Genomic DNA, 23,462 nt, shown 5'->3' on the forward strand with positions numbered 1-23,462 from the left:
CGAAGCCCGGACCCCGATATGGCGCTTGTACTCGATCTGCTGAACCGCGATCCCCGGCCCAACGCCGGCAATCCGAAGGCCGAGACACGCCAGCTTGCGGCCGAGGTGCGCCATCCGGAGAAGCAGAAGCGCCCGGAGAACCCGGTCCTGCGCAAGCCGGACTGGATTCGCGTGAAGGCTCCCGGCTCGCCCAAATGGGCCGAGACCAAGGCCATCGTGAAGGCCGAGAAGCTGGTAACGGTCTGCGAGGAGGCCGGCTGCCCCAATATCGGCGAGTGCTGGGAGAAGAAGCACGCCACCTTCATGATCATGGGCGACACCTGCACGCGCGCCTGTGCGTTCTGCAACGTCAAGACCGGCGTGCCGCAGCCGCTCGATCTGGAGGAGCCGCGCAAGGTCGCGGATGCCGTCGCCAAGCTCGGTCTCGAGCATGTCGTGATCACCTCGGTCGACCGCGACGACCTCAAGGACGGCGGCGCCGAGCATTTCGCCCAGGTGATCCGCGCTATCCGCAAGGCCTCGCCCGGCACGACCATCGAGATCCTGACGCCGGACTTCCTGCGCAAGCCGGGCGCTCTCGAAGTCGTCGTCGCGGCCAAGCCCGACGTCTTCAACCACAACCTCGAAACCGTGCCGGGCAAGTACCTGAAGGTGCGGCCGGGCGCGCGTTATTTCCATTCGCTGCGGCTGCTGCAGCGGGTGAAGGAGCTCGACCCCACCATCTTCACCAAGTCCGGCATCATGGTCGGCCTCGGCGAGGAGCGGAACGAGGTTCTCCAGCTGATGGACGACCTGCGCTCGGCAGAGGTCGACTTCATGACCATCGGCCAGTATCTGGCGCCGTCGCGCAAGCACCATGCGGTAATCCGCTTCGTCACGCCCGACGAGTTCAAGAGCTTCGAGACCATCGCGTTCGCGAAGGGCTTCCTGATGGTCTCCTCGACGCCGCTGACCCGCTCCTCGCACCATGCCGGCGAGGATTTCGCACGGCTGCGCGCGGCCCGCGCAGCGCGGCTGGGCCAGTAGCGGCCCCCGCTCAATGCCGATGTTCAACAGCACCCGCCGGGTGAGGCACTCGCCCGAGCAGATGTTCGCGCTCGTCGCCGATGTCGAAAAATACCCCCAGTTCCTGCCGCTCTGCGAAGGGCTGACCGTGCGGCGCCGTACGCCGCGCGAAGGCGGCGGCGAGGTGCTGCTGGCCGATATGAGCGTCGGCTACAAGGCGATCCGCGAGACCTTCACCAGCCGCGTCACGCTCGATCCGGCGAACCTCAAGATCCTCGTCGAATATGTCGATGGGCCGTTCCGCCATCTGGAGAACCGCTGGGCCTTCAAGCCGCATGACGCCGGCTGCGAGGTCGGCTTCTTCATTTCCTACGAGTTCGCCAGCCGCATGCTCGGCATCCTGATGGGCGCGATGTTCGACAAGGCCTTCCGCAAATTCTCGGAAGCCTTCGAGAAGCGCGCCGATCTCGTCTACGGCCGAACCGACGCAAAAGCGGTGACAGGGCTTTAGAGCCTGCTGCCTTGAGACGGAAGCGCGCTGTCATTCCGGGGCGGCCTGAAAGGCCGAGCCCGGAACCCAGAACCGATACCGTCCGTCATGAAGCGGTCTCTTCCCCGCAGTTTTCACGATCGAGCGCATCGGTTCTGGGTTCCGGGCTCATCGCTGACGCGATGCCCCGGAATGACAGCGTGTCACTACACGCCCCATGGCGTAGTGACGATGCCGACATCGTCAGCGCGATCTGGCGTCGGCTCTCCCGCTGAATGCGATCAAGCTGCGGCGTTTCGCAGCATTTCGAGCGCGACGACCACGGAAAGCCGCCGGATGTCGTCGCGCGACAGGTTGCCGAACCGCATCTCGCGATGCGCGGTGCCGGTTGCGGAGGCGCAAGCGAAATGGACGAGGCCGACCGGCTTGCGTGCTGTCCCGCCGCCCGGGCCCGCCACGCCGGTGATGGCCACCGCGAGATCGGCCGAGAGCCTGGCTCGCCCGCCTTCCGCCATTGCGCGTGCCACGGGTTCACTGACGGCGCCATGGGCGTCGATGAGTTCGGCCGCCACGTTGGCGAGTGCCGCCTTGGCCGCATTGGAATAGGTGACCAATCCGCCATTCACGACATCGGAAGAGCCGGGAATCGCGGTGAGCGCCCCCGCGACAAGACCTCCGGTGCAGGACTCGATGGTTCCGATCCTGAGCCGCGCTTCGCGGCACATTGCCAGCACGGCTTCCGACAGCGTGGTGATCTCGGCGTCGAACATCGCGCTACTCCGCTTCGGGCAATCGAATGGTCGCCGTCGCCAGCGCCGCAAGCCCCTCGCGCCGGCCGGTAAAGCCCATGCGCTCCGACGTCGTGGCCTTGATCGCGACCTTCTCCACCGGGATGCCGGCCGCAGTTGCGATCGCCACGCGGATGGCATCGCGGTGCGGCCCGACCTTGGGGGCCTCGCAAACGATCGTGAGGTCGAGATGGTCGATGCGCCCTCCGCGCTCGCGCACGCGGCTCGCCGCGAAGGCGAGGAACTGCGCGGACGCCGCGCCGCGCCATTGCGGATCGCTCGGCGGGAAATGCGTGCCGATATCGCCATCGGCGAGCGCGCCGAGCAAGGCGTCGGTCAAGGCATGAATCACCACGTCGCCATCGGAATGAGCGACGACACCCTGGTCATGGGCGATCCTGACGCCGCCCAGCCAGACATGGTCGCCGGGGCCGAAGGCATGAACGTCGTAGCCGGTGCCGACCCGGGTCACCAGAACCTCGCCCGGCCGGGCATTGGCGCGGCGGAAATCCTCGGCATGGGTCAGCTTGATGTTCGCCGGATCACCCGTGAAGGTCGCTACGGGGTGGCCGGCCCATTCCATCAGGGCCGCATCATCGGTGAAGCCATGCAGCGCGGCCGCCTCCGCCGCCTCATGCGCTTCCAGGAGAGGCTTGAAGCGAAAAGCCTGTGGCGTCTGGACGGTGACGAGCTGATCGCGCGGCGGGGTCTCGGCGACATGGCCGCTGTCGTCCGTGCGCTTGACCGTGTCCGTCACCGGCAGCGCCGGAATGGCGGCCATGCCCACGTCACCCAGCTTTCTAATCGCCGCGCCGATCAGCGCCAGAGATACGAAGGGGCGGGCGGCGTCATGGACCAGCACGATGCCGTCGAAGCCGTCGCGTGCGAGCGCGCGTAATCCGCGCCGAACCGAATCCTGCCGTGTCGTGCCGCCCGGGGTCGGCGCCGCGAGCCGGGCGTCGTCGATACCTGCGACGGCATCGGCATAGAGCACGTCGTCGCCTTCTCCGATCACCACCACCACGCGGCTGATCGCCGGCTCGGCCAGGAACGGGGCAAGGGCGCGGGCCAGGACAGGATGGCCATCGACGAGCCGATATTGCTTCGGCGCGCCTCTACCCGCGCGCAGCCCGCGTCCGGCCGCGACGAGCAAAGCGGCCACCGGAGCGGGCGAGTGAGCGGGCTCTGGCAAGGAGCGAGGTTCGGCGTAGTGGCTGTTCATGCGGCAGCCATAGCCAATTCCAGCGGCTGAGGGCAGGGGGTGTATTTTCGCTGCATTGCACCATTAAGCTGTAAGCACTTGCGCTCCTGCAGCATTGTCCAATAAATATGCATAATCTCGATTGCCTCAAAAGCAGGCTGAACAGTTTGAACATCGCTGGAATTCCCATTGAATCCCGCGCCTTCCTGGCGCCGATGTCCGGCGTGACCGACATCGTCATGCGCCGACTCGCCGCACGCCGCCATGCCGGGATCGTGGTTTCGGAAATGGTGGCGTCGGACGAATTCGTGCGCGGCAGCGAGGAAGCGCGCATCCGCGCCGAGGGCGCAGGCGTCTCGCCGCATGTCGTCCAGCTTGCCGGCTGCGATCCGCATTGGCTGGGCGAGGCGGCCCGGCTCGCCGAGGCCAATGGCGCTGATATCGTCGACATCAACATGGGCTGCCCGGCGAAGAAGGTGACGGGCGGCTGGGCCGGTTCGGCGCTGATGCGCGACCTCGATCACGCGGTGACGCTGGTCGAGGCCGCGGTCTCGGCCGTGAAGGTGCCGGTGACGGTGAAGATGCGGCTGGGCTGGGACGATGCGTCACGCAACGCGCCGGAACTCGCGCGCCGCGCCGTCGTTGCCGGCGCGCGGATGATCACGGTCCACGGCCGGACCCGCCAGCAGTTCTACAAGGGCAAGGCGGATTGGCGGGCGATTGCATCCGTGCGCGCTGCCAGAGATTTTCCGCTGGTGGCCAATGGCGATATTCACGACGCGGCCGATGCCAAAGCCTGCCTGGCGCAATCAGGTGCCGATTTCGTGATGATCGGGCGAGCGGCACTCGGCCGGCCCTGGCTGGTCGGCGAGATCGGCGCCGCACTCGATGATCGCACGCTCGCACCGCTCTCATTGGCGGAGAAGCTCGCCGTGGCATGCGAGCACTATGAGGGCCTGCTGGCCTTGATGGGACCGGCCCATGGCGTGCGCCATGCCCGCAAGCACCTCGCCGCCTATGCCGACGAGGCTATGGCAGAGGGCTGCGCGCCCGATCCCGAGCGGCGGCGCACGCTGCTCACCTCGGACGACCCCCGTCAGGTCCTCGGGGCGCTGACGGGGTTGTTTTCGACCGAACGCAGCCGCGAAGCGGCCTGAGATGGAAAGGAAGAGCCGATGACGGCGATGTTTGCCGACAAGGGGCTCGGGAGCATGAGCACCTACCTCCTCGATCCCATCGAGGTTCAGGCGCTGAATGTTCTGCCCATGCCGGTCCTGGTGATCGGCGAAGGCCATATCGTGATTTACGCGAACACGGCGGCCGAGGATTTCTTCCAGTCGAGCGCGGCCGTCCTGAAGCGACAACGCATCGACGATCTCATCGCCTTCGGCTCTCCCGTGCTGGGGCTGATCGAGGATGTGCAGCGCCGCGGCGCCAGCGTCAGCGAGTACCGCCTCGACCTCGGCTCGCCCCGCCTCGGTATTGATCGCATCGTCGATGTTTTTGCCTCTCCATTGCCCAGCCAGGGCGACGCGGTCGTACTGATGCTGCAAGAACGGACAATTGCTGAAAAAATGGACAGGCAATTGACGCATCGAGGAGCAGCCCGCTCGATCACGGCGCTCGGCGCCATGTTGGCCCATGAGATCAAGAACCCGCTCTCGGGCATTCGAGGGGCGGCGCAGCTGCTCGAAGGCTCGATCTCGGATTCGGACCGGATGCTGACCCAGCTCATCTGCGACGAGACCGATCGCATCGTAAAGCTGGTCGAACGCGTCGAGCTTTTCGGCGACGAGCGCCCCAGCGAGCGCGACCCTGTCAACGTCCACGACGTGCTCGATCACGTGAAGCGCCTGGCGCAATCGGGCTTCGCCCGGCACATCCGCTTCTCGGAGGTCTATGATCCGTCGCTGCCGCCGGTAGCCGGCAATCGCGACCAACTCGTCCAGGTTCTGCTCAATCTGGTGAAGAATGCCGCCGAAGCCATTGGCGAATATGCGATCGATGGCGAGATCACGCTGACGACCGCCTATCGCCCAGGCATTCGCATGCAGGTTCCGGGATCGACCGAACGGATCGCGCTGCCGCTCGAAATCGTCATCCGCGACAACGGTTCCGGCGTGCCGCCGGACCTCGTCCAGCACCTGTTCGATCCCTTCGTGACCACCAAGGCACAGGGAAGTGGCCTTGGACTTGCACTCGTTGCCAAGGTGATCGGCGATCACGGCGGAATCGTCGAATGCGAGTCCGTCCCTCGTCGTACGCAATTCAGGATCCTTCTGCCGCTGCACCAGCTGGGTCACGGCAGTCAACGCAAGGCCTAATCGAACACATGCCGACCGGGAACATCCTCGTCGCCGACGACGACGCCGCGATCCGCACCGTCCTGAATCAGGCGCTCGCCAGGGCCGGCTATGAAGTCCGCACAACCGGGCAGGCGGCGACATTGTGGACCTGGGCCGCCCAAGGGCTGGGCGACCTGATCATCACCGATGTCGTGATGCCGGACGGCAATGCCTTCGACTTGCTGCCGCGCATCAAGCGCGTGCGGCCCGAGCTGCCGATCATCGTCATGAGCGCGCAGAACACCTTCATGACCGCGATCAAGGCTTCCGAGCGCGGCGCCTACGAATATCTGCCGAAGCCTTTCGATCTGAAGGAGCTCGTCGCCATCGTCGGCCGCGCCTTGTCGCGTCCGCGCGGCGAGGCCGCCCGCAGCCACGCCGCCGAGCCCGAGGACATTCCGCTGATCGGCCGCTCGCCGGCGATGCAGGATGTCTATCGCGCGCTGGCCCGGCTGATGCCGATCGACCTGACCGTGATGATCAACGGCGAGTCGGGCACCGGCAAGGAGCTTGTGGCTCGGGCGCTCCACGATTACGGCAAGCGCAAGAACGGCCCCTTCGTCGCGATCAACATGGCCGCGATCCCGAAGGACCTGATTGAATCGGAACTCTTCGGCCATGAGAAGGGTGCCTTCACCGGCGCCCTGACGCGCTCTTCCGGCCGCTTCGAGCAGGCGGAGGGCGGTACGCTCTTCCTCGACGAGATCGGCGACATGCCGATGGAGGCACAGACCCGGCTGCTGCGTGTTCTGCAGCAGGGCGAGTACACGACCGTCGGTGGGCGCACGCCGATCAAGACCAATGTCCGCATCATCGCCGCGACCAACAAGGATCTGCGGATCTCGATCGCGCAGGGCCTGTTCCGCGAGGATCTGTTCTTCCGGCTCAACGTCGTGCCGATCCGCCTGCCGCCGCTGCGCGAGCGGGTAGAGGACATTCCGGATCTGGTTCGCCACTTCTTCTCGCTCGTCGAGAAGGAGGGGCTGCCGCGCAAGCAGGTCGATTCGGAAGCGATGGACGTGATGCGGCGCTATCGCTGGCCCGGCAACGTCCGCGAGCTGGAGAACCTGGTCCGCCGCCTGGCAGCGCTTTATCCCCAGGAGACGATCACTGCCCCGATCGTCGAGGCCGAGCTGCAGCCGGCCGCCTCCGGATCGGGCTACGCCGGCAGCCCGGCCGCTCCCGAGCGCGCCGAGACGCTGTCGGGCTCGGTCGAGCGCCATCTCGGCCAGTATTTCGGCGGGTTCGGTGACAATATCCCGCCGCCCGGCCTGTATCACCGCATTCTCCGCGAGATCGAGCCACCGCTGATCGCCGCCGCGCTGGCTGCGACCCGCGGCAATCAGATCAGGGCGGCCGAATTGCTGGGCCTCAACCGCAATACGCTCCGTAAGAAGATTCGGGAGCTCGACATGCAGGTGGTCCGCTCGCCGCGTTGAGCCGCGGCCCCGCCTTGCCCATGTCATATTTTGACAACACCGTTGCGGCGGCGCATCAGTTGCGCCCGTAGGCGCTGCCATGTTTCGGCGGCGCCGCATCGGAGTTGTCAGAACAAGTGTCCGCTTCCGTCACTGAAGCCAGAATGATGCCGCGCGGTGAGGAGAAATCCCGCCGCGTTTCCGGCTGGATCGGCGGGATCGTCGTCCTGCTGGCGCTGGTCTCGGCGTTGCTCACCTTCCTCGTCCTCTCGGGCGCCACGCCGATCGCGCCGGTCCACGAAGTCGTCATCGCGGTCTTCGTTCTCAATGCGCTGTTGATTCTGGCGTTGATGGTGATCGTCGCCTTCGAAGCGGCTGTCCTGATCCGCGCGCGAAAGGCAGGGGCCGCGGCCGCCGGGCTGCATGTGCGGATCGTCGGCCTGTTCAGCATCATCGCCGCGCTCCCGGCCGTCCTCGTCGCCATTATCGCGACCTTCACCATCGAGCGCGGCCTGGAGCCCTGGTTCTCGGACCGGATGCGCGACGCGATCTTCAAATCGGTCGAGGTCGCCGACGCCTACGCTGCCAGCCAGTGCCGCTCGCTGGGCCGCGAAATCCGCGTGCTCGCCGATGATCTGACGCGCGCCAAGCCAGCCTTCGATGTCGACCGCAAGTGGTTCGAGACGTTTCTGACGTCACGCGCCACCGCGCTCGGCGTCCCCGTCGCCGCGATCATGCAGCCGCCGGACAAGGTGATCGTACGCGCGAATATCGACGTGCTGCGCGACGCGCCCAAACCCGATCAGGCCGCCTTCGACGATGCCCAGTCGGCCCCCGAGCCGATCTGCGTGATACCTCGCGCCGGGCGGGTCTTCGGTGCGGTGATGAAGCTGCCGGCCTACGAGAACAGCTTCCTGCACATCGCGCGCGAGGTCGATCCGCTGGCCGTCGAGTTTCCGGCCGTCGCGCGCGGCGCGGCCGTCGAGTATCTCTCGATCGACGCCCGCCGAAAAGGTGTCCAGGTCGCATTCGCCTCGATGTACGGCCTGATCGCGCTGATCCTGCTGCTCTCGGCGATCTGGCTGGGCCTGAGCTTCGCCAACGGCCTCGTCGCTCCGATCCGGCGGATGATTCACGCGACCGATCAGGTCTCCAGTGGCAATTTCTACGTCCAGGTCCCGATCCGAAGATCCGAGGGCGATCTCGCCCATCTCGGCGAGACCTTCAATAAGATGACGGCGGAGCTCCGTCGCCAGCGCGACAGCCTGGTGACGGCGAGCGAGGTCATCGACAAGCGACGGCGCTTCACCGAGACGGTGCTGTCCGGCGTCTCGTCAGGCGTGCTCAGCCTCGACGGCGATGGCCATGTCACGACGATCAACCGCTCGGCCGAGACCTTGCTCGGCACCGGCGGCCGCCTGCTCGGCAAGCCGATCGCGGAGATCGCTCCGGAAGTGGCGTCCTTCGTTGCCGAGGCGCTGCAGGGTCGGCAGCGGCAGATTTCCGGGCAAGCCACGCTCACGCGCGGCGGCCAGGACCGCATGGTCAACATTCGCGCCGCCCGCGAAGGCGAGGGGAGCGGCGCGGGACTCGTCGTCACGCTCGACGACATCACCGACCTGGTCTCCGCGCAGCGCACGGCCGCCTGGGCCGACGTCGCCCGGCGCATCGCCCATGAGATCAAGAACCCGCTGACCCCGATCCAGCTCTCGGCCGAGCGCATCAAGCGCCGGTTCGGCCGCGTCATCACCGAGGGCAAGGACGTGTTCGACCAGTGCACCGACACGATCGTGCGCCAGGTCGAGGATATCCGGCGCATGGTCGACGAATTCTCCTCCTTCGCCCGCATGCCCAAACCCTCGTTGACGCGCGAAGACATCGTCGAAACCGTCAGGCAGATCGTCTTCCTCTGGCGGGTCGGCAATCCGGAAATGACGATCGAGGAAAGCCTGCCGGCAGAGGCGGTTCCGGCGCAGTTCGACCGCCGCCTGCTCTCGCAGGCGCTGACCAACGTCATCAAGAACGCGACGGAGGCGATCGAAGCCGTGCCGGCCGAGGAACGCGGCCGGGGGCATATCGATGTCCGGCTGGAACGGCGCGATGACGGGCGGATCGTCATCGAGGTCATCGACAACGGCAAGGGGCTGCCCGCCGACCAGCGTCAGAAGCTGCTGGAGCCCTACATGACGACGCGCGAGGGCGGGACCGGTCTCGGCCTCGCCATCGTCGGCAAGATTCTGGAGGACCATGGCGGCGGCATCGAACTGCTCGACCGTCCGGATGCCTCCAGCGGAACGAGGGGCGCCCGCATTCGCCTCTGGTTCCCTGAAACGGGCCCTTCCGAGGCCGATGGCGGCGATGAGGCCGCCCAGCCGGGCTCCGGCCCGGTCGCTCCTGATTCGAATGATGGGATACGCTTATGAGCGCTGACATCCTGGTAGTGGACGACGAAGTCGATATCCGCGATCTGGTCGCCGGCCTTCTCGAGGATGAAGGCTACCGCACCCGCAAGGCGGGCTCCGCCGACGAGGCGCTCGCCGCGATCGCGGCGCGCCGGCCGAATCTCGTCTTCCTGGACATCTGGCTGCAGGGCAGCCGCCTCGACGGCCTGCAAGTGCTGGAGTTGATCAAGGAGGGCCACCCGGACCTCGCCGTGGTGATGATCTCCGGCCACGGCAACATCGAGACCGCAGTCTCCGCGATCAAGAGCGGCGCCTATGACTTCATCGAAAAGCCGTTCAAGGCCGACCGGCTCGTTCTCGTCGCCGAGCGGGCACTCGAAGCATCGCGGCTGCGCCGCGAGGTGAGGGACCTCAAGACGCGCTCGGTCCAGGCCAACCGCATCGTCGGGCGCACGACGGTGGTGAACCAGCTTCGCCAGACCATCGAACGCGTCGCGCCGACCAATGCCCGCGTCCTCATCACCGGCGAGCCCGGCTGTGGCAAGGAACTGACGGCGCGGACGCTGCACGAGGCTTCGATGCGTACGAGCGGGCCCTTCGTCGTCATCAACGCGGCGACGATCACCCCCGAGACGATGGAGGAGGAGCTTTTCGGCGTCGAGGGCGGCGATGGCCGTTCGCGCCGGATCGGCGCGCTCGAGGAAGCGCATGGCGGCTCGCTCTATATCGACGAAATCGGCGACATGCCGCGCGAGACGCAGAACCGCATCTTGCGCGTGCTGGTCGACCAGAACTTCCAGCGTGTCGGCGGCGCGACGCGGGTCCATGTCGACGTCCGCATCATCTCCTCGTCGAGCCGTGACCTGGCGCAGCTCATCAGCGACGGGCATTTCCGCGAGGATCTCTATCATCGCCTCAGCGTCGTGCCGATCCGGGTGCCGCCGCTCTCGGAGCGACGCGAGGACGTGCCGGAGCTGATCGAGTTCTTCATGGACCAGATTTCCATCGCCAGCGGCCTGCCCAAGCGCCGGATCGGCTCGGACGCGATGGCGGTGCTGCAATCGCATGAATGGCCGGGCAACGTCCGTGAGCTGCGCAACAACGTCGAGCGGCTGATGATCCTGACCAAGGGCGACCCCAACTCGGAGGTGACGGTCGAGATGCTGCCGGCCGAGGTCGGCGCGATGGTGCCGACGACGCCTTCCGGCTCGGGCGGCGAGAGGCTGATGAGCCTGCCGCTGCGCGACGCGCGCGAGATCTTCGAACGCGAATACCTCATCGCGCAGATCGCCCGGTTCTCCGGCAACATCTCGCGGACGGCCGAGTTCATCGGCATGGAGCGCTCGGCGCTGCACCGGAAGCTCAAATCCCTCGGTGTCGGCTGAGCCATTCTCGTAGGGTGCATCTGCACACCACGCAGACGCACCTGCGAAAAAACGCGGCATTGCTGCACTTGCGTTGCAGGCGAACTCGACGATCTAATGGAGCATCGGTGTTCCGAGGTTGGTGGAATGCGCCGCCGGCACGAACGGAACGAACTGGATCGCGGGCGTAAACCGATCGACGATCCCAACAACAGGGACTACCCATGGCCGCAGAGCGGGCACAGAACCTTCAGGACACCTTCCTCAACCACGTGCGCAAGCAGAAGATTCCGCTGACGATTTTCCTCGTCAACGGCGTAAAGCTGCAGGGCGTTGTCACCTGGTTCGATAATTTCTGCGTGCTACTGCGGCGTGACGGTCATTCGCAGCTCGTCTACAAGCATGCGATCTCGACGATCATGCCCGGCCATCCGGTGCAACTGTTCGAGCCCGAGGAAACGGACAAGAACTGATTTGGCTGCAAGCCACGACCACGACAAGGAGCGGGCGGCCCCGAAGCCGCTCGACGAGATCGAACGCGACATCGCGGCGAATACGCGCGCCTATGTCGTGGGACCCTATTTGCAGAAGCGCGGCATCGCCACCGACGCCAACCAGCGCTCCTTCGCAGCGCGGCTGGACGAGGCGGTAGGGCTGGCAGCTGCGATCGACCTGACCGTCGTCGAGCCTGTGCAGGTGCTGCTGACCGCACTGAGGCCGGCGACCTATATCGGCAAGGGCAAGGTCGAGGAGCTGGCCGAACGCATCAAGATCGAGGAAATCGGCCTCGTCGTGATGGACTGCGCCCTGTCGCCGGTCCAGCAGCGCAATCTCGAAAAGGTCTTCGGCTGCAAGGTCATCGACCGCACCGGCCTCATTCTCGAGATCTTCGGGCGGCGTGCCCGCACCAAGGAAGGTGCGCTTCAGGTCGAGCTCGCCCATCTGAACTATCAGAAGAGCCGGCTCGTGCGGTCCTGGACCCACCTAGAGCGCCAGCGCGGCGGCTTCGGCTTCCTCGGCGGCCCCGGCGAGACCCAGATCGAGGCGGACCGCCGCATCATCCAGGAACGGATGACCAAGATCGAGCGCGATCTGGAGAGCGTAAAACGCACCCGATCATTGCATCGCGCCAGCCGGAAACGCGTGCCTTATCCGATCGTTGCGCTCGTCGGTTACACCAATGCCGGAAAATCCACGCTCTTCAACCGGCTGACCTCGGCCGAGGTGCTGGCGCAGGACATGCTCTTCGCCACGCTCGACCCGACGGCGCGCGCGATCAAGCTGCCCCATGGAGCGCGGATCATGCTGTCCGATACCGTCGGCTTCATTTCCGACCTGCCGACGCAGCTCGTCGCCGCCTTCCGCGCCACGCTGGAGGACGCGATCGAGGCAGATGTGCTGCTGCATGTCCGCGACGTCGCCCATGACGACACGCAAGCGCAGGCCGCCGACGTACAGGCGATCCTGCGCGATCTCGGCATCAACCCGGATGACGGCCAGCGCGTCATCGAGGTCTGGAACAAGGCCGATCTACTCGACCCGGCAGAACGCGAACGCCAGCTCGGCATCGCTTCGCTCCGGGCGTCGGAGGTACGGCCGGTCCTGGTATCGGCGCTGACCGGCGAGGGGATCGAGCGCCTGACGCAGGCCATCGAAACCCGCATCGCCCATAGCAGGCCGGTCTATGGGCTCAATCTCGCTCCCGGCGACGGCAAGTCGCTCGCCTGGCTTCACGCCAATGGTGAAATCCTCGAGCGCGATGATGCGGAGGATGGCGAGCTGAAGCTCATCGTCCGGCTGCCGCCCGAGCGGGAAGGGGCGTTCACCGCCCGGTTTCCGCAAGCCGAGCGGCGCCGATAGCGCAAGGCCCAGAAGCGGGTCGTCATGCTCGGGCTTGACCCGAGCATTTCTCGCCGGAAGAGGCTCCGGTCAGGCGCCCTCGTGTCCGAAGATTCTTGAGACTGCACTTCGCTCCGCCGGGAATGACGGCCTTGGCGCTCCCGTCAGCCGCCCGCGCTCTCAGCCCTCTTCACCGCCTGCCAGAGCGCCTCCAGCTCTTCGAGCGTCGCGTCCTTGGCGTTTCGCCCCTCAGCTTCGAGCGCCTCCTCGATACCCTTGAAGCGACGCTCGAACTTGGCGTTGGCGGCGTTGAGGCAGCCCTCCGGGTCGGCATCGACATGGCGCGCGAGGTTGGCGATGACGAAGAGCAGATCGCCGATCTCCTCCTGGATCGCGGCCTTGTCGCCACCGGCGAGCGCCTCGTCGATCTCCAGCGTCTCCTCGCGGATCTTGTCGAGCACGAGCCGCGCGTCGTTCCAGTCGAAGCCGACCGTCGAGGCCCGGGCCTGCAGCTTCCAGGCACGGGAGAGGGCCGGCAGGGTGTGCGGCACCCCGGCTAGGATGCTCTTGTCCTCCTCTTGCGGCGACAGGCCGGCGGCTTCGCGTGCCGCCGCCTTGGCCGCCTTCTCCTCGGCCTTGATCCGGTGCCAGAGCAGCTTCACCTCAGCCGGCGAGAGGTCACGCGCATCGCCGAAGACATGCGGGTGCCGGCGGATTAGCTTGCTGGTGATCGCCTCCACCACATCCGGAAAGGCGAAGGAACCTTCCTCCTCGGCCATGCGTGAATGGAAGACGACCTGAAGCAGCAAATCTCCGAGCTCGTCCTTGAGATCGAGCTTGTCGCCACGCTGGATCGCATCGGCGACCTCATAGGCTTCCTCGATGGTATAGGGCGCGATCGAGCTGAAATCCTGCTCCAGGTCCCAGGGGCAGCCGGTCCCGGGCGTGCGCAGCGCCGCCATGATCTCGATGAGCCGGGCAATGTCGCGAGAGGGCTTCAACGCTGCATGTCTCCGTGAATTGAAGGAGAGCGTCGAGCGAAAAGCGAAACCCTGCCTTTCGCTGCAGCCATGCTCTCGACTTTGAGAATCGATCACGTTTTTTTCGCATTCGGATGTTTCCATCCGAGTGCGCCGTGATCTAGCGTCCTCCCATGATTCAAGTCACCCCGTCCATTGCGATCGACGAGAGCGAGATCGAGGAAAGCTTCGTGCGCGCCTCGGGGCCGGGCGGCCAGCACGTCAACAAGGTCTCGAGCGCGGTGCAGATCCGCTTCGACGTGCGCCAGTCGCCCAATTTGCCCAACGATGTCGCGATCCGCTTGATGAAGCTCGCCGGCAGCCGGCTGACGCAGGACGGCGTCATCATCATCGTCGCGCAGGCGCAGCGCAGCCAGAAGCGCAATCGCGAAGAGGCAGTCGAGCGCCTGCTGGAGCTGATCCGCGCCGCCGCAGTTCGCCCGACCGTTAGGCGCGCGACGAAGCCCACCAAGGCCTCGAAGGAGCGCAGGCTCGCCTCCAAGGAGCGCCGCTCCGGTGTCAAGGCCGGCCGATCGAAGCCGATGTCCGACTAGCATGCCTGAAATCGCCGACAGGCCAGGGCAGGGGCCTCGCCCTGCCCGCATCCCACGGCGCATCACCGCCGATTATCTGCAGCGGGCGGCAATGCATTATCTCGAACGCTATGCCGCGCCCGCGGCGCAGCTGCGCCGGGTGCTGGCACGCAAGATCGCCATGAGCTGCCGCCACCATGGCGAGGACCCGGCGGCTCATGCGGAAGCGCTCGATACGGTGATCGCGCGCTGCGTTTCGACGGGTTTGATCGACGATCGCCGCTTCGCCGAGGCGAGGGCAGCCACCTTGCGGCGCAAGGGCCAGTCGAGCCGCGCTGTTGCAGCCCGGTTGACCGCGAAAGGAGTTGGCCGCGAGTTGGTGGGTGAACTCGCAGCCACGAATGCGGACGACGAGATCGCGGCCGCGCGCATCGCCGCGACACGCCGCCGGCTCGGTCCCTGGCGCAGGAGCGACCGCGCAGCGTTCCGGCAGAAGGACCTGGCCACGCTGGCGCGCCTCGGCTTCGGCTATGCCACCGCGCGCGCCGTCATCGACGGCGATGTGGAAGGCGAGGCCTAGGAGGCGGTTCGTCGCAAGCCGCAGCTCGGGCTCTTCTCACTCCAGCTTGACCTGCGCCTCCTTGACGACCTTGCCCCAGCGGTCGACCTCCGCCGATACGAAGCGCCCGAAAGCCTCGCCGCTCAGGGTCGGAATCGGCGAGCCGCTTTTCTTCCAGACCGCGTCGATGGTCGGCGTCTTCAAGGCCTTCTCGACCTCCGTCCGCATGCGGGTCACGATCTCGGCCGGCGTGCCTTTCGGTGCCCAGAGCGCATACCAGGTCGAGACCTCGTAACCGTCGAGGCCGGCCTCCTTGGCCGTCGGCACATCGGGCACGGCTTCGGAACGGGTGGGCGCTGCGACCGCAAGCGCGCGCAAGGCGCCGCTCTGGATCTGCGCGGCCGACGAGCCGAGACCGTCGAAGAGGATGTCGACCTGTCCCGCGACAGTGTCCTGCAGGGCCGGGCCGGCACCGCGATAGGGGACATGGGTCAGCTTCGTCCCGGTCGATATCTGGAAGAGCTCGCCAGCGAGATGATGCGTCGTGCCGTTGCCGGCCGAGGCATAGTTGAGCTTCTCCGGGTTCTTCTTGGCGTAGTCGACGAGCTCGGCCACGGTCTTTGCCTGGACCTTGCCGGGATGGACGACGATGACCTGCGGCGGCAGGGCGATGACGGCGATCGGAATGAAATCGGTCTGGATGTTGTAGTCGAGCTTGGGATAGAGCGCCGGCGCGATGGCATGGTGCGCGGCCCCGACGAAGAAGGTGTAGCCATCGGGCTTGGCCTTGGACGCAGCCGACGCGCCGACCGTGCCGCCCGCTCCGCCGCGATTCTCGATGACGATGCGCTGGCCCAGTTGCTGATCGAGCTGCGCGGCGAGCGGTCTCGCGAAGGTATCGGTGCCGCCACCCGCCGGGAAAGGCACGATGAAGGTGATCGGCCGCGCCGGCCAGGTTTCGGCCGAAGCAGGAGTCTGCAGTGCGACAACGGACGCGGCGACAGCCGCAGCGATGAGATATCGCTTCGAAATCATCAACTTCTCTCCCTGGAAAAGGCTCTTGCCGGCCTTCGATACGCATCTGATGAAGCGCACTTCTCGGTCGATTAGGCCATCGCATCGTTCGATTTGGCAAGCGCGCGCTGATGGGATCGTCGTTGGCATCGCGGCCCCGGCCGCTCATAGTGACGGACGACATTGGGTGCATGATCATGAGCCGGCTCGACAGCTTCATCCGTCGCCTTCAGGCTCAGCGCAGCATGCTGGACTGGGCAGCGGATCGCATCGAAGGGCAGGAAGGGCTGGTCCTGGAATTGGGGCTCGGCAACGGCCGCACCTACGATCATCTGCGCGAGCGGCTGCCCGGCCGCGAGATCCATGTGTTCGAGCGCAATCCCAGCCCCAACCCCCGATCGATGCCGCCCCGCCATCTTCTCGTCGTCGGGGAGATGGAGGAGACGCTGCCGGCCTTCGCCGCCCGGCACGCAGGGGCAGCCGCCCTGATCCATGTCGACGTCACGACCGGCGTGCCTGACCGGGACCACCTGGCCTTCGCGTGGCTGCCGGATCACGTCGCAGCGCTGGCCAAGCCGGGCGGCCTGGTCGTCACAGGCTGGCAGCTCGACCACCCGGCCTTCGAGGCGGTGCCACTTCCTGACGATGTGCCGGACGGCCGCTACTTCGCGTACCGGCGTCGCTAGCCGTCCCCAGAGAGAGTGCAACGATCCCGCGCCATGCCGATTGAATTTATAGCCGCAGAATATGCAGCTGAGGACAATCTCTGTTCCTGCCTTTGGCCCGTTGACCGCGATGAAGTCAGAACGAACAGCAATTCAAACGGAGTTGTTCTGCAGCCATTCGATCAAAAACGTATAGCTGACTCCGAGCAGGACCGGCCCTACGAACAAACCTAGAAGCCCATCGACAATCACGCCACCAAGAACACCAATAAGAATGATTGGCATGGGGACTTCGAGACCCCTTCCGAGGAACAACGGACGGAGAACATTGTCGCTGAGGCCGACAACGATATTCCAGATCAGAAAGATGATCGCGGGCTGCGTTGCCTCGGAATAAAAGACGTAGCCGACGACGGGCAGGGTCAGCAGAATCAACGGCACCTGCATGATACCCAGCAGCAGCGCCACGAGCATCAAGGGACCGGCCGCCGGGAGTCCGATGGCGAAGAAGCCGCAGCCCAACAGCAGTGACTGGATGAGCGCCACGCCGACCACGCCGAGCCCCACGCCGCGGATCGTGGCCGCGGTCAAGGTAACCAGGCGCACGGCGCGTTCCTCGCTGCCCGTGATGCGTTCGAGCGTGCGGCGAGCAAACTGGCCCGCAGCTGGACCATGGACAACGAGCACCGCGGCGATCGCGAATGAAGCGACGAACGACAATTCGCCGATGGCGAGGTCGCCGGCGGAGGAGGCGAGCCAAGCCAAGGGGCCGCTCACCAGATGACCGTATTTTGTCAGCGCTGCCGGCAGGTTGGAAGCGACGAGAGACCAGATCTCCGTCAGCTTCTTGCCGACAAGCGGAGTGCCATCGAGCCATAGCGGCGGCTGCGGCACCGTCAGACCCTGACTCTGCAAAGTCGAGATACCCGAATAGAGCGACGTCGCCAGCGACGTCACCAGCATCACCATCGGTCCGAGCATCAGCGCGACGCCGATCAGGCCGATCAGCAGCGCCGATCCCCGCTGGCCAAGCCGCGGCGCCAGACGCAAATGAAGCGGATACAAAATCACCGCCAGGATGGCCGACCAGATCAAAAGGAACGCGAAGGGCAGGACAATCCGGGCGCAGGCATAGACGAGCAGACCGATGAGCCCGATGCGAATCGCGCTGTCGATCAAGGTCGAATGCTCGATCGAGTCGTGGCGCTTTGGCGCCTTCCTATCCATCGTTCCGATCCTGACTCAAAATGTCGCGCAAGCTCGCGCGCCCGGGGCAGTCACCAGCCCAACCGCGGTAGGGCCGGCAATTCCAGGGGCGTCGGCGCAGCTCCGCCGGACAGAGCGGAACAGAGGCTTTCAGCGCCTGCCCGCCCGATTGACCGGGTCCCTCGATTCATCGGCGTTCCAGCCCGCACGCCCACGCCTGGTGCCCCGACACCCGGTGTCACCGCGGCACGCGCGACCGGCCTCGGCCGGAGCACGACGCCACATAGTTACCTCCATCAACCATTTTTCAGGGATAGGCACTACGAGTCGGCGGCATAGAGCGGGTAAGGGCGTCGGGATCGACCGTTTGACGGACACGCCCATGAAGGCTCGATCAGATTGTCATCAGCGCAATCAGGACGGGCCCCCAAGCCGTTAGCAGGATGTTGCCGATGGCATAGGGAACCGTATAGCCGAGAGCCGGTATGCTGCTTTGGGCCTCGTCCTGGATCGCCCTGAGCGCGGCGGTGATCGTACCGGCGCCAGCGCAGGCGCCCAGCACAATGAGCGGATCCATCCTCAGGACGTAACGCCCGAACAGAATCCCGATGGTGTGCGGGAGCAGGGACGAGACCAGCCCGACTGCAACGAGGCTGACGCCGGTCGCTTTCAGGCCGGCGACGAAACTCGGCCCGGCGCCCAGTCCGACGATGCCGATGAACATGCAAAGCCCGACCGTATCGAAAATCCAGATCGCCGGCTCCGGAATGCGGCCGAAGAACGGATAGGCGGAGCGCAGCCAGCCGAAAAGCAAGCCCATGAACAAGGCGCCACCGCTGGCGGTCAATGTCAGCGGCACACCCCAGACGGCGACCGACAGCAGGCCGAACAGGCCCCCCAGGAAGATTCCGAACCCCACGAAGACCATGTCGGTCGCGGGCGTCCGTCTGTCGGAATAGCCGATCACGGCCGCAGCGCGTTCGACCTCCGTCAGCGGCCCCACAAGGGAGAGGACGTCGCCGCGATTGAGACGCGTCGTCGGGATCACCGGCATGGCGATGCCCGAACGTGTCAGCTTGGCGAGAAACACCCCGCGCGCGAACTCACCCTCGGCCAGCTCGGCCAGTGATGTGTCGTCGAGCTTGCGGCTTGTCACGATCACGTCGAGCGCCTCGATCGGAATGTCCAGCAGATCGGGGTCGCTCACCTCCGGGCCGATGACATCGCCGCGCGCCGCGTGGACTTCGAAGCGCGCCATGACAGCGATGATGTCGCCGGCCCGGACGCGATGCTCAGAGGCATGATCGAACAGGGTATCGCCGCTGCGGCCACGCAGAACGAAGATGCGAGACTTCTTCGGCAGGGCTTCCAGCTCTGCAATCGTCTTGCCAAGCAACTGCGCATTCTCGACGCGATAGGCGCGCACATCGAACAGGCGGGCGGCCGATGTGATGCCATCGACCTCGCCGGCCGATCCCGACTTGTCCGAATGCAATGCTGCCGTGGCTGCGCGCGCGGCCTCGCGCAGGTCAATTCCCATCAGCTTGGGGCCAATCTTGGGCAGGAACCAGACGAGCGCGGTCGTCCCGACCAGATAGGTGACGGCGTAGGCGACCGGGATATTGTTCACGAGCGCCCGGCGCTCGGCCTCGGGAAGGTCGAGCCGCTGGATCGCTTCTCCGGCTGTTCCGATGACCGTCGATTCAGAGAAAGCGCCGGCCAGGAGGCCCGCCGCCGTGCCCATGTCGTAACCAAGCAGCTTCGCAAAGGTCAGCGCGATCAAAAGGCACGACACGCACAGGACGACCGTAAGCGCCATCTGCGGAAACGCATCTTTCTTCAGGGCCCGGAAGAATTGAGGGCCGACCTTGTAGCCGGTCGTGAAAAGGAAGAGGTCGAAGAAGACCGATTTGACCGTCGCCGGGATCTTGATGTCGAGCTGCCCGACGAGCACTCCCGCAAGCAGGCAGCCGACGACGACGCCGAGGCTGAAGCTCCCGAATTTCAGCCGGCCGATCAGAAAGCCGAGCGCGACCGTCAGGAAGATGGCGAGCTCGGGGTTGTTCCGTAGGGCTTCCACCACGAAACTCATGCCGGTCCTCTCTGCAAAAAGGCCTGGCAATCGACCGGCGCGACGACCGATCGACTGCCCGGCGATGCTGCTGCGTGCAGCGCAGCTTCAGCTTACTTCGCTTTGGCAGGCGCCGCGCCGCCGGGCGATTTCGTCTTGTTGAGGGCGAGATTGTAAGCGTCGAAGGCTTGCCGGTAGCCGCGGGCGACCGCGCGCGTGGCACGTCCGATCTGGCTGTAGACCTCGTCGTCGAGATTGGCGAAGGAGACGCGGACCGACCAGTCGGGCGCGTGGAAGCCGCCGCCGTTGAGCAGCACGATGCCGTGGTCCTCGGCGAGCCGGAACACGATGTCGAGCGGGTGAACGTGTTCCTTCATATAGGCCACGACCTCGGGACCGACATATTTGTTGGCCCAGAATTCGAAGTCGATCAGGCCGTAATAGCGATCATGCAGCAGGTTCTCGGGCACCTCGATGCCCAGCCCCTCGATCATCCGCTCGGCTCTCGCCCTGACGATCCCCATGCATGTCTTCTGGTAAAGCTTGTCCTCGTCCATCAACTCGGACAGCGAGAACATCGACATCATCACCTGCTGCGGCAAGGAGAGACCGGCAGTGTGATTGAGTGCGATGTCGCGGCTATCGGCGACGATACGGTCGATCAGCTTCATCTCGCGGGGCTTGAGCGTCAGCGGCCCGTAACGGGAATCGAGCGCCGCCGATATCTTCTCCGGGTGGGCGGCGATGGCCTTGTCGAAGATGTTCTCGCGGTGGATGGCGATGACGCCGAGCCGCCAGCCGGTACAGCCGAAGTACTTCGAATAGGAGTAGACGCCGATCGTGTTGCGGGGCAGGGCGCCGAGCAGGCCGCGGAAGCCCTTCACGAAGGTTCCGTAGACGTCGTCGGTCAGCAGCAGGAGATCGGGGCGCTTCGTCTCGACCAGCTTGACGATCTTGGCGATCGTCTCCTCGCTCAGGGCGACCGCATAGGGGTTGCCCGGATTGACGACGAAGAACGCCTTGACCTTGGGGTCCTCGAGCTTCTTCAGCTCCTCGTCGGTGAACTGGAAGCGGTTCTCCTGCGGGGCTGCCACCGTGACGATGTTGAGCCCGTAATCCTCGAGATGCGGCATTTCGAGGTAGGGCGTGAAGATCGGCGTCGCCAGGGCGATGGTATCGCCGGCATTCAGCAGCCTGTTGGCCTTCAGCGACTTGAAGATGTAGCACATCGCCGCCGTGCCACCCTCCACGGCGTAGAGGTCGAACTGACCGGAGGGACGCGGATCGCCGCACATCGCCCACATCAGGTATTCGTGCACGATCCGCTCGTTGTGGACGAGCATGCGATCTGGCACCGGGTAGTTGTCGCCGATGATCGAGTCGACGAGTTCATGGACGAAGGCGTCGGGCTTGAAGTCGAACTTCTTGACCGCGAACGCGACCATGTCCCGCAGGAAGGTGGCGCCGGGCGCGTCCTTGTGCTCCCCCAGCCAGTCCTCGAGGCGTTTCGCGATCCCGTCTGCCTTGGGCATGCCGCCGATCCCGGCCGGCTTGTTCATCACCCGCCGGCTCTCCGTGATCGCGAATTGCCCGAGCAGGAAGAAGCCCTCCCTCGGCGTCATCGCCACCCAGTTCGGGTTGCCACGGCCGGCATTGAGAAGCGCGATCGAGGATTCTTGCGAGGTCAGCTTGGCGAGACGGATCAGCTCGTCCTTGATCTCGAAGGGGCTGAGCTTCTCGAAGGTCCGCAGAGTGACAGGATCCATGACGTTCTCCCGGTAAGGCTGGAAATCGGGGCGGAGCCGCTCCGCTAGGTCAGCAGCATGATGATCACCATGCCCCAGATGGTCAGAAGCGTGTTTCCGACGGCATAGGTCACGGTGTAGCCGAGCGCCGGAACCTGGCTGCCTGCGGTTTCGCAGACCATGCCTAGCGCCGCCGTCGTGGTACGTGCGCCTGCGCACGCCCCGAGCAGGATGGCCGGATCGAAGCGGAAAATGTACTTGCCGGCGAACATCGCCAGGATCAGCGGAACCGTCGTCGCCAGGGCGCCCCAGAGGAACAGTCCGACGCCTTGGGTCTGCAATCCCTTGACGAAGCCCGGGCCTGCCGAGATTCCGACCACGGCGATGAAGATGTTGAGGCCGACGGAATTCATGAACCACACGGTCGAGCTCGGAATGCGGCCGAAGACGGGACGTACCGAACGCAGCCAACCGAAGACCAGGCCCGAAATCAGTGCGCCGCCTGCCGTGGAGAGCGTCAGCGGGACGCCCCCGACCTTAAAGACGATCGCGCCGATCAACGCACCAAGCGTGATGGCAGCACCGATGAAGGCGACATCGGCGACGTCGCTCGGGCGGTCGGCATGGCCGACGACCTTTGCGACCGCGGCGATGTCCTGTGTCCGGCCGACGACGGTGAGAATGTCGCCGCGATGGATCACCGTGTCACGCAGGACGGGGATGCTGACGGCGGTGGCACCGCGAACGATCTTTCGAAGGAAAACGCCGCGTGCCGCAGGCATCTGGGAGAGTTCGGCGAGCGTCTTGCCGTCGGCGTCCTTGCTGGTGACGTAGACATCGACGCCTTCGGCTTGCACATCGAGAAGTTCCGGGTCCTCGACCTCATCGGCGTTCTGGCCGATCAGGTTGACGAGCACATCCCGCGGCCCTGCGATGGCGATGATGTCGCCCTCCTGCAGGATCGTGTCGGTTGTGGCGTCCTCGATGATGCCATTGCGCCGCAGGCGCTCGACGAAGACGCGTGCATCCGGCACGAGCGCTTCGGCGTCCGCCGCGCGCATGCCGATGACCTTGGCGCCGCTTCGTACCCTAAAGGCGCGCAACTCGAAGCGCCGCCACACGGAACCAGGGCCGCCGAGTTCCTTGCCGCCGCCAAGCCTTGCCTCGTAATCCTTGCAGGCTTGGACGAGATCGATGCCGAGGAGTTTCGGTCCCAACATCGCCAGGACCATGGCGGAGCCGACGGTGCCGAAGATATAGGTCACCGCATAGGCCACCGGCATCGCGTCGAGATATTCCTTGGTCTGTTCAGGAGACAGCCCCAGGCGGTTGATCGCGTCGGTCGCCAGGCCCATCGAGGCCGAGATCGTCTGCGAGCCGGCATAGAGGCCGGCTGCATATCCCGGATGGTAACCGGCGAATTTTGCGATGATGACTGGGATCGCGAGGCAGAACACCGTGACCACGACCGCAAAGATCGCTTGGGGTGCGCCGTCCTTGGCGATGCCTCGTACAAACTGGGGTCCGACGCCGTAGCCGACCGCGAACAGGAACATCAGGAAGAACGTCGACTTCACATGAGGCGAGATCGTGATGCCGAGTTGCCCGATCACGACCGCGGCGATGAGCGTCGAGGTCACCGCGCCGAGGCTGAAGCCCTTATAGGCGAAGCCGCCGACATAATAGCCGATCGCCAGCGAAAGAAAGAGCGCGATCTCGGGGTAGCTGCGAAGCGTACTAGCGAACCAGTCGAACATTCCGATCCCCTGTTTCTGGAATTCGAAGCCCGCCGAATTTC

General features: G+C 65.4%; 20 protein-coding genes. 12 read left to right on the plus strand and 8 right to left on the minus strand.

Annotation, left to right across the window (positions count from 1 at the left end):
- Window positions 1-18: 18 nt before the first annotated feature.
- Window positions 19-1,026 (plus strand): lipoyl synthase, encoded by a 1,008-nt coding sequence (gene lipA / locus NWE53_RS05975; protein ID WP_265053445.1) that lies wholly within the window; start codon window positions 19-21, stop codon window positions 1,024-1,026.
- 13 nt (window positions 1,027-1,039) lie between these two features.
- Window positions 1,040-1,516, plus strand: a complete 477-nt coding sequence (locus NWE53_RS05980; protein WP_265053446.1) for a type II toxin-antitoxin system RatA family toxin — start codon at window positions 1,040-1,042, stop codon at window positions 1,514-1,516.
- Window positions 1,517-1,776: 260 nt separating this feature from the next.
- Here the strand turns inward: NWE53_RS05980 and NWE53_RS05985 are convergent, their stop codons facing one another.
- Both NWE53_RS05985 and NWE53_RS05990 read right to left on the minus strand, forming a co-directional pair.
- A complete protein-coding gene (locus NWE53_RS05985) occupies window positions 1,777-2,265 on the minus strand; it encodes a CinA family protein (protein WP_265053447.1) in 489 nt (162 codons plus the stop codon).
- A gap of 4 nt (window positions 2,266-2,269) precedes the next feature.
- Window positions 2,270-3,505 (minus strand): bifunctional 2-C-methyl-D-erythritol 4-phosphate cytidylyltransferase/2-C-methyl-D-erythritol 2,4-cyclodiphosphate synthase, encoded by a 1,236-nt coding sequence (locus tag NWE53_RS05990; RefSeq protein WP_265053448.1) that lies wholly within the window; start codon window positions 3,503-3,505, stop codon window positions 2,270-2,272.
- Window positions 3,506-3,612: 107 nt separating this feature from the next.
- Between NWE53_RS05990 and dusB the strand changes: the two genes are divergently transcribed.
- From dusB to hflX, 7 genes are all read left to right on the plus strand, one after another.
- Complete coding sequence (dusB, locus tag NWE53_RS05995; protein WP_265053449.1) at window positions 3,613-4,641, plus strand: tRNA dihydrouridine synthase DusB; 1,029 nt, start codon at window positions 3,613-3,615, stop codon at window positions 4,639-4,641.
- Between the two features lie 54 nt (window positions 4,642-4,695).
- A complete protein-coding gene (locus tag NWE53_RS06000; protein ID WP_265054829.1) occupies window positions 4,696-5,808 on the plus strand; it encodes a two-component system sensor histidine kinase NtrB in 1,113 nt (370 codons plus the stop codon).
- Between the two features lie 8 nt (window positions 5,809-5,816).
- Window positions 5,817-7,268, plus strand: coding sequence for a nitrogen regulation protein NR(I) (ntrC, locus tag NWE53_RS06005; protein ID WP_265053450.1), 1,452 nt, complete (start codon window positions 5,817-5,819; stop codon window positions 7,266-7,268).
- A 143-nt stretch (window positions 7,269-7,411) separates the two neighbouring features.
- A complete protein-coding gene (locus tag NWE53_RS06010; protein WP_265053451.1) occupies window positions 7,412-9,670 on the plus strand; it encodes a sensor histidine kinase NtrY-like in 2,259 nt (752 codons plus the stop codon).
- On the plus strand, window positions 9,667-11,034 hold the full coding sequence (ntrX, locus tag NWE53_RS06015) for a nitrogen assimilation response regulator NtrX (RefSeq protein ID WP_265053452.1): 1,368 nt from the start codon (window positions 9,667-9,669) through the stop codon (window positions 11,032-11,034). The genes NWE53_RS06010 and ntrX overlap by 4 nt, the downstream gene beginning before the upstream one ends.
- 203 nt (window positions 11,035-11,237) lie before the next feature.
- Window positions 11,238-11,486 (plus strand): RNA chaperone Hfq, encoded by a 249-nt coding sequence (hfq, locus tag NWE53_RS06020; protein ID WP_038365847.1) that lies wholly within the window; start codon window positions 11,238-11,240, stop codon window positions 11,484-11,486.
- A 1-nt stretch (window position 11,487) separates the two neighbouring features.
- Complete coding sequence (gene hflX / locus NWE53_RS06025; protein ID WP_265053453.1) at window positions 11,488-12,873, plus strand: GTPase HflX; 1,386 nt, start codon at window positions 11,488-11,490, stop codon at window positions 12,871-12,873.
- A gap of 143 nt (window positions 12,874-13,016) precedes the next feature.
- Here hflX and mazG read toward each other — a convergent pair whose 3' ends face one another.
- Window positions 13,017-13,853, minus strand: coding sequence for a nucleoside triphosphate pyrophosphohydrolase (mazG, locus tag NWE53_RS06030; protein WP_265053454.1), 837 nt, complete (start codon window positions 13,851-13,853; stop codon window positions 13,017-13,019).
- 152 nt (window positions 13,854-14,005) lie between these two features.
- Between mazG and arfB the strand changes: the two genes are divergently transcribed.
- Together arfB and NWE53_RS06040 are read left to right on the plus strand one after the other, a co-directional pair.
- Complete coding sequence (arfB, locus tag NWE53_RS06035) at window positions 14,006-14,425, plus strand: alternative ribosome rescue aminoacyl-tRNA hydrolase ArfB (protein WP_265053455.1); 420 nt, start codon at window positions 14,006-14,008, stop codon at window positions 14,423-14,425.
- Window position 14,426: 1 nt separating this feature from the next.
- Window positions 14,427-14,984 (plus strand): regulatory protein RecX, encoded by a 558-nt coding sequence (locus NWE53_RS06040; protein WP_265053456.1) that lies wholly within the window; start codon window positions 14,427-14,429, stop codon window positions 14,982-14,984.
- A 36-nt stretch (window positions 14,985-15,020) separates the two neighbouring features.
- On the opposite strand, the gene NWE53_RS06045 is transcribed toward NWE53_RS06040, so the two are convergent.
- Complete coding sequence (locus tag NWE53_RS06045; RefSeq protein WP_265053457.1) at window positions 15,021-15,998, minus strand: Bug family tripartite tricarboxylate transporter substrate binding protein; 978 nt, start codon at window positions 15,996-15,998, stop codon at window positions 15,021-15,023.
- Window positions 15,999-16,174: 176 nt separating this feature from the next.
- On the opposite strand from NWE53_RS06045, the gene NWE53_RS06050 reads away from it, so the two are divergent.
- Window positions 16,175-16,663, plus strand: a complete 489-nt coding sequence (locus NWE53_RS06050; protein WP_265053458.1) for a class I SAM-dependent methyltransferase — start codon at window positions 16,175-16,177, stop codon at window positions 16,661-16,663.
- Between the two features lie 132 nt (window positions 16,664-16,795).
- Here NWE53_RS06050 and NWE53_RS06055 read toward each other — a convergent pair whose 3' ends face one another.
- The 4 genes from NWE53_RS06055 to aspT (NWE53_RS06070) all read right to left on the minus strand — a co-directional run bounded on the left by NWE53_RS06055 (window position 16,796) and on the right by aspT (NWE53_RS06070) (window position 23,421).
- The gene (locus NWE53_RS06055; RefSeq protein WP_265053459.1) at window positions 16,796-17,869 is read right to left on the minus strand and encodes an AI-2E family transporter; all 1,074 of its coding nucleotides are present in this window, start codon (window positions 17,867-17,869) and stop codon (window positions 16,796-16,798) included.
- A 373-nt stretch (window positions 17,870-18,242) separates the two neighbouring features.
- Window positions 18,243-19,940, minus strand: a complete 1,698-nt coding sequence (gene aspT, locus NWE53_RS06060; protein WP_265053460.1) for an aspartate-alanine antiporter — start codon at window positions 19,938-19,940, stop codon at window positions 18,243-18,245.
- Window positions 19,941-20,032: 92 nt separating this feature from the next.
- The gene (locus NWE53_RS06065; protein WP_265053461.1) at window positions 20,033-21,685 is read right to left on the minus strand and encodes a bifunctional aspartate transaminase/aspartate 4-decarboxylase; all 1,653 of its coding nucleotides are present in this window, start codon (window positions 21,683-21,685) and stop codon (window positions 20,033-20,035) included.
- Window positions 21,686-21,729: 44 nt separating this feature from the next.
- A complete protein-coding gene (gene aspT, locus NWE53_RS06070) occupies window positions 21,730-23,421 on the minus strand; it encodes an aspartate-alanine antiporter (protein WP_265053462.1) in 1,692 nt (563 codons plus the stop codon).
- Window positions 23,422-23,462: the final 41 nt, after the last annotated feature.

The organism is Bosea sp. NBC_00550 (genome assembly GCF_026020075.1).
GTDB lineage: Bacteria > Pseudomonadota > Alphaproteobacteria > Rhizobiales > Beijerinckiaceae > Allobosea.

Coding starts and splice junctions, on each gene's coding strand:
- NWE53_RS05985 (WP_265053447.1), bottom strand. CDS start 2,265: ATGTTCGACGCCGAGATCACCACGCTGTCGGAAGCCGTGCTGGCAATG.
- NWE53_RS05980 (WP_265053446.1), top strand. CDS start 1,040: ATGCCGATGTTCAACAGCACCCGCCGGGTGAGGCACTCGCCCGAGCAG.
- NWE53_RS06050 (WP_265053458.1), top strand. CDS start 16,175: ATGAGCCGGCTCGACAGCTTCATCCGTCGCCTTCAGGCTCAGCGCAGC.
- aspT (WP_265053460.1), bottom strand. CDS start 19,940: ATGAGTTTCGTGGTGGAAGCCCTACGGAACAACCCCGAGCTCGCCATC.
- NWE53_RS05990 (WP_265053448.1), bottom strand. CDS start 3,505: ATGAACAGCCACTACGCCGAACCTCGCTCCTTGCCAGAGCCCGCTCAC.
- dusB (WP_265053449.1), top strand. CDS start 3,613: ATGCATAATCTCGATTGCCTCAAAAGCAGGCTGAACAGTTTGAACATC.
- NWE53_RS06045 (WP_265053457.1), bottom strand. CDS start 15,998: ATGATTTCGAAGCGATATCTCATCGCTGCGGCTGTCGCCGCGTCCGTT.
- NWE53_RS06065 (WP_265053461.1), bottom strand. CDS start 21,685: ATGGATCCTGTCACTCTGCGGACCTTCGAGAAGCTCAGCCCCTTCGAG.
- arfB (WP_265053455.1), top strand. CDS start 14,006: ATGATTCAAGTCACCCCGTCCATTGCGATCGACGAGAGCGAGATCGAG.
- ntrC (WP_265053450.1), top strand. CDS start 5,817: ATGCCGACCGGGAACATCCTCGTCGCCGACGACGACGCCGCGATCCGC.
- NWE53_RS06010 (WP_265053451.1), top strand. CDS start 7,412: ATGATGCCGCGCGGTGAGGAGAAATCCCGCCGCGTTTCCGGCTGGATC.
- aspT (WP_265053462.1), bottom strand. CDS start 23,421: ATGTTCGACTGGTTCGCTAGTACGCTTCGCAGCTACCCCGAGATCGCG.
- NWE53_RS06055 (WP_265053459.1), bottom strand. CDS start 17,869: ATGGATAGGAAGGCGCCAAAGCGCCACGACTCGATCGAGCATTCGACC.
- NWE53_RS06000 (WP_265054829.1), top strand. CDS start 4,696: ATGAGCACCTACCTCCTCGATCCCATCGAGGTTCAGGCGCTGAATGTT.
- ntrX (WP_265053452.1), top strand. CDS start 9,667: ATGAGCGCTGACATCCTGGTAGTGGACGACGAAGTCGATATCCGCGAT.
- lipA (WP_265053445.1), top strand. CDS start 19: ATGGCGCTTGTACTCGATCTGCTGAACCGCGATCCCCGGCCCAACGCC.
- hfq (WP_038365847.1), top strand. CDS start 11,238: ATGGCCGCAGAGCGGGCACAGAACCTTCAGGACACCTTCCTCAACCAC.
- NWE53_RS06040 (WP_265053456.1), top strand. CDS start 14,427: ATGCCTGAAATCGCCGACAGGCCAGGGCAGGGGCCTCGCCCTGCCCGC.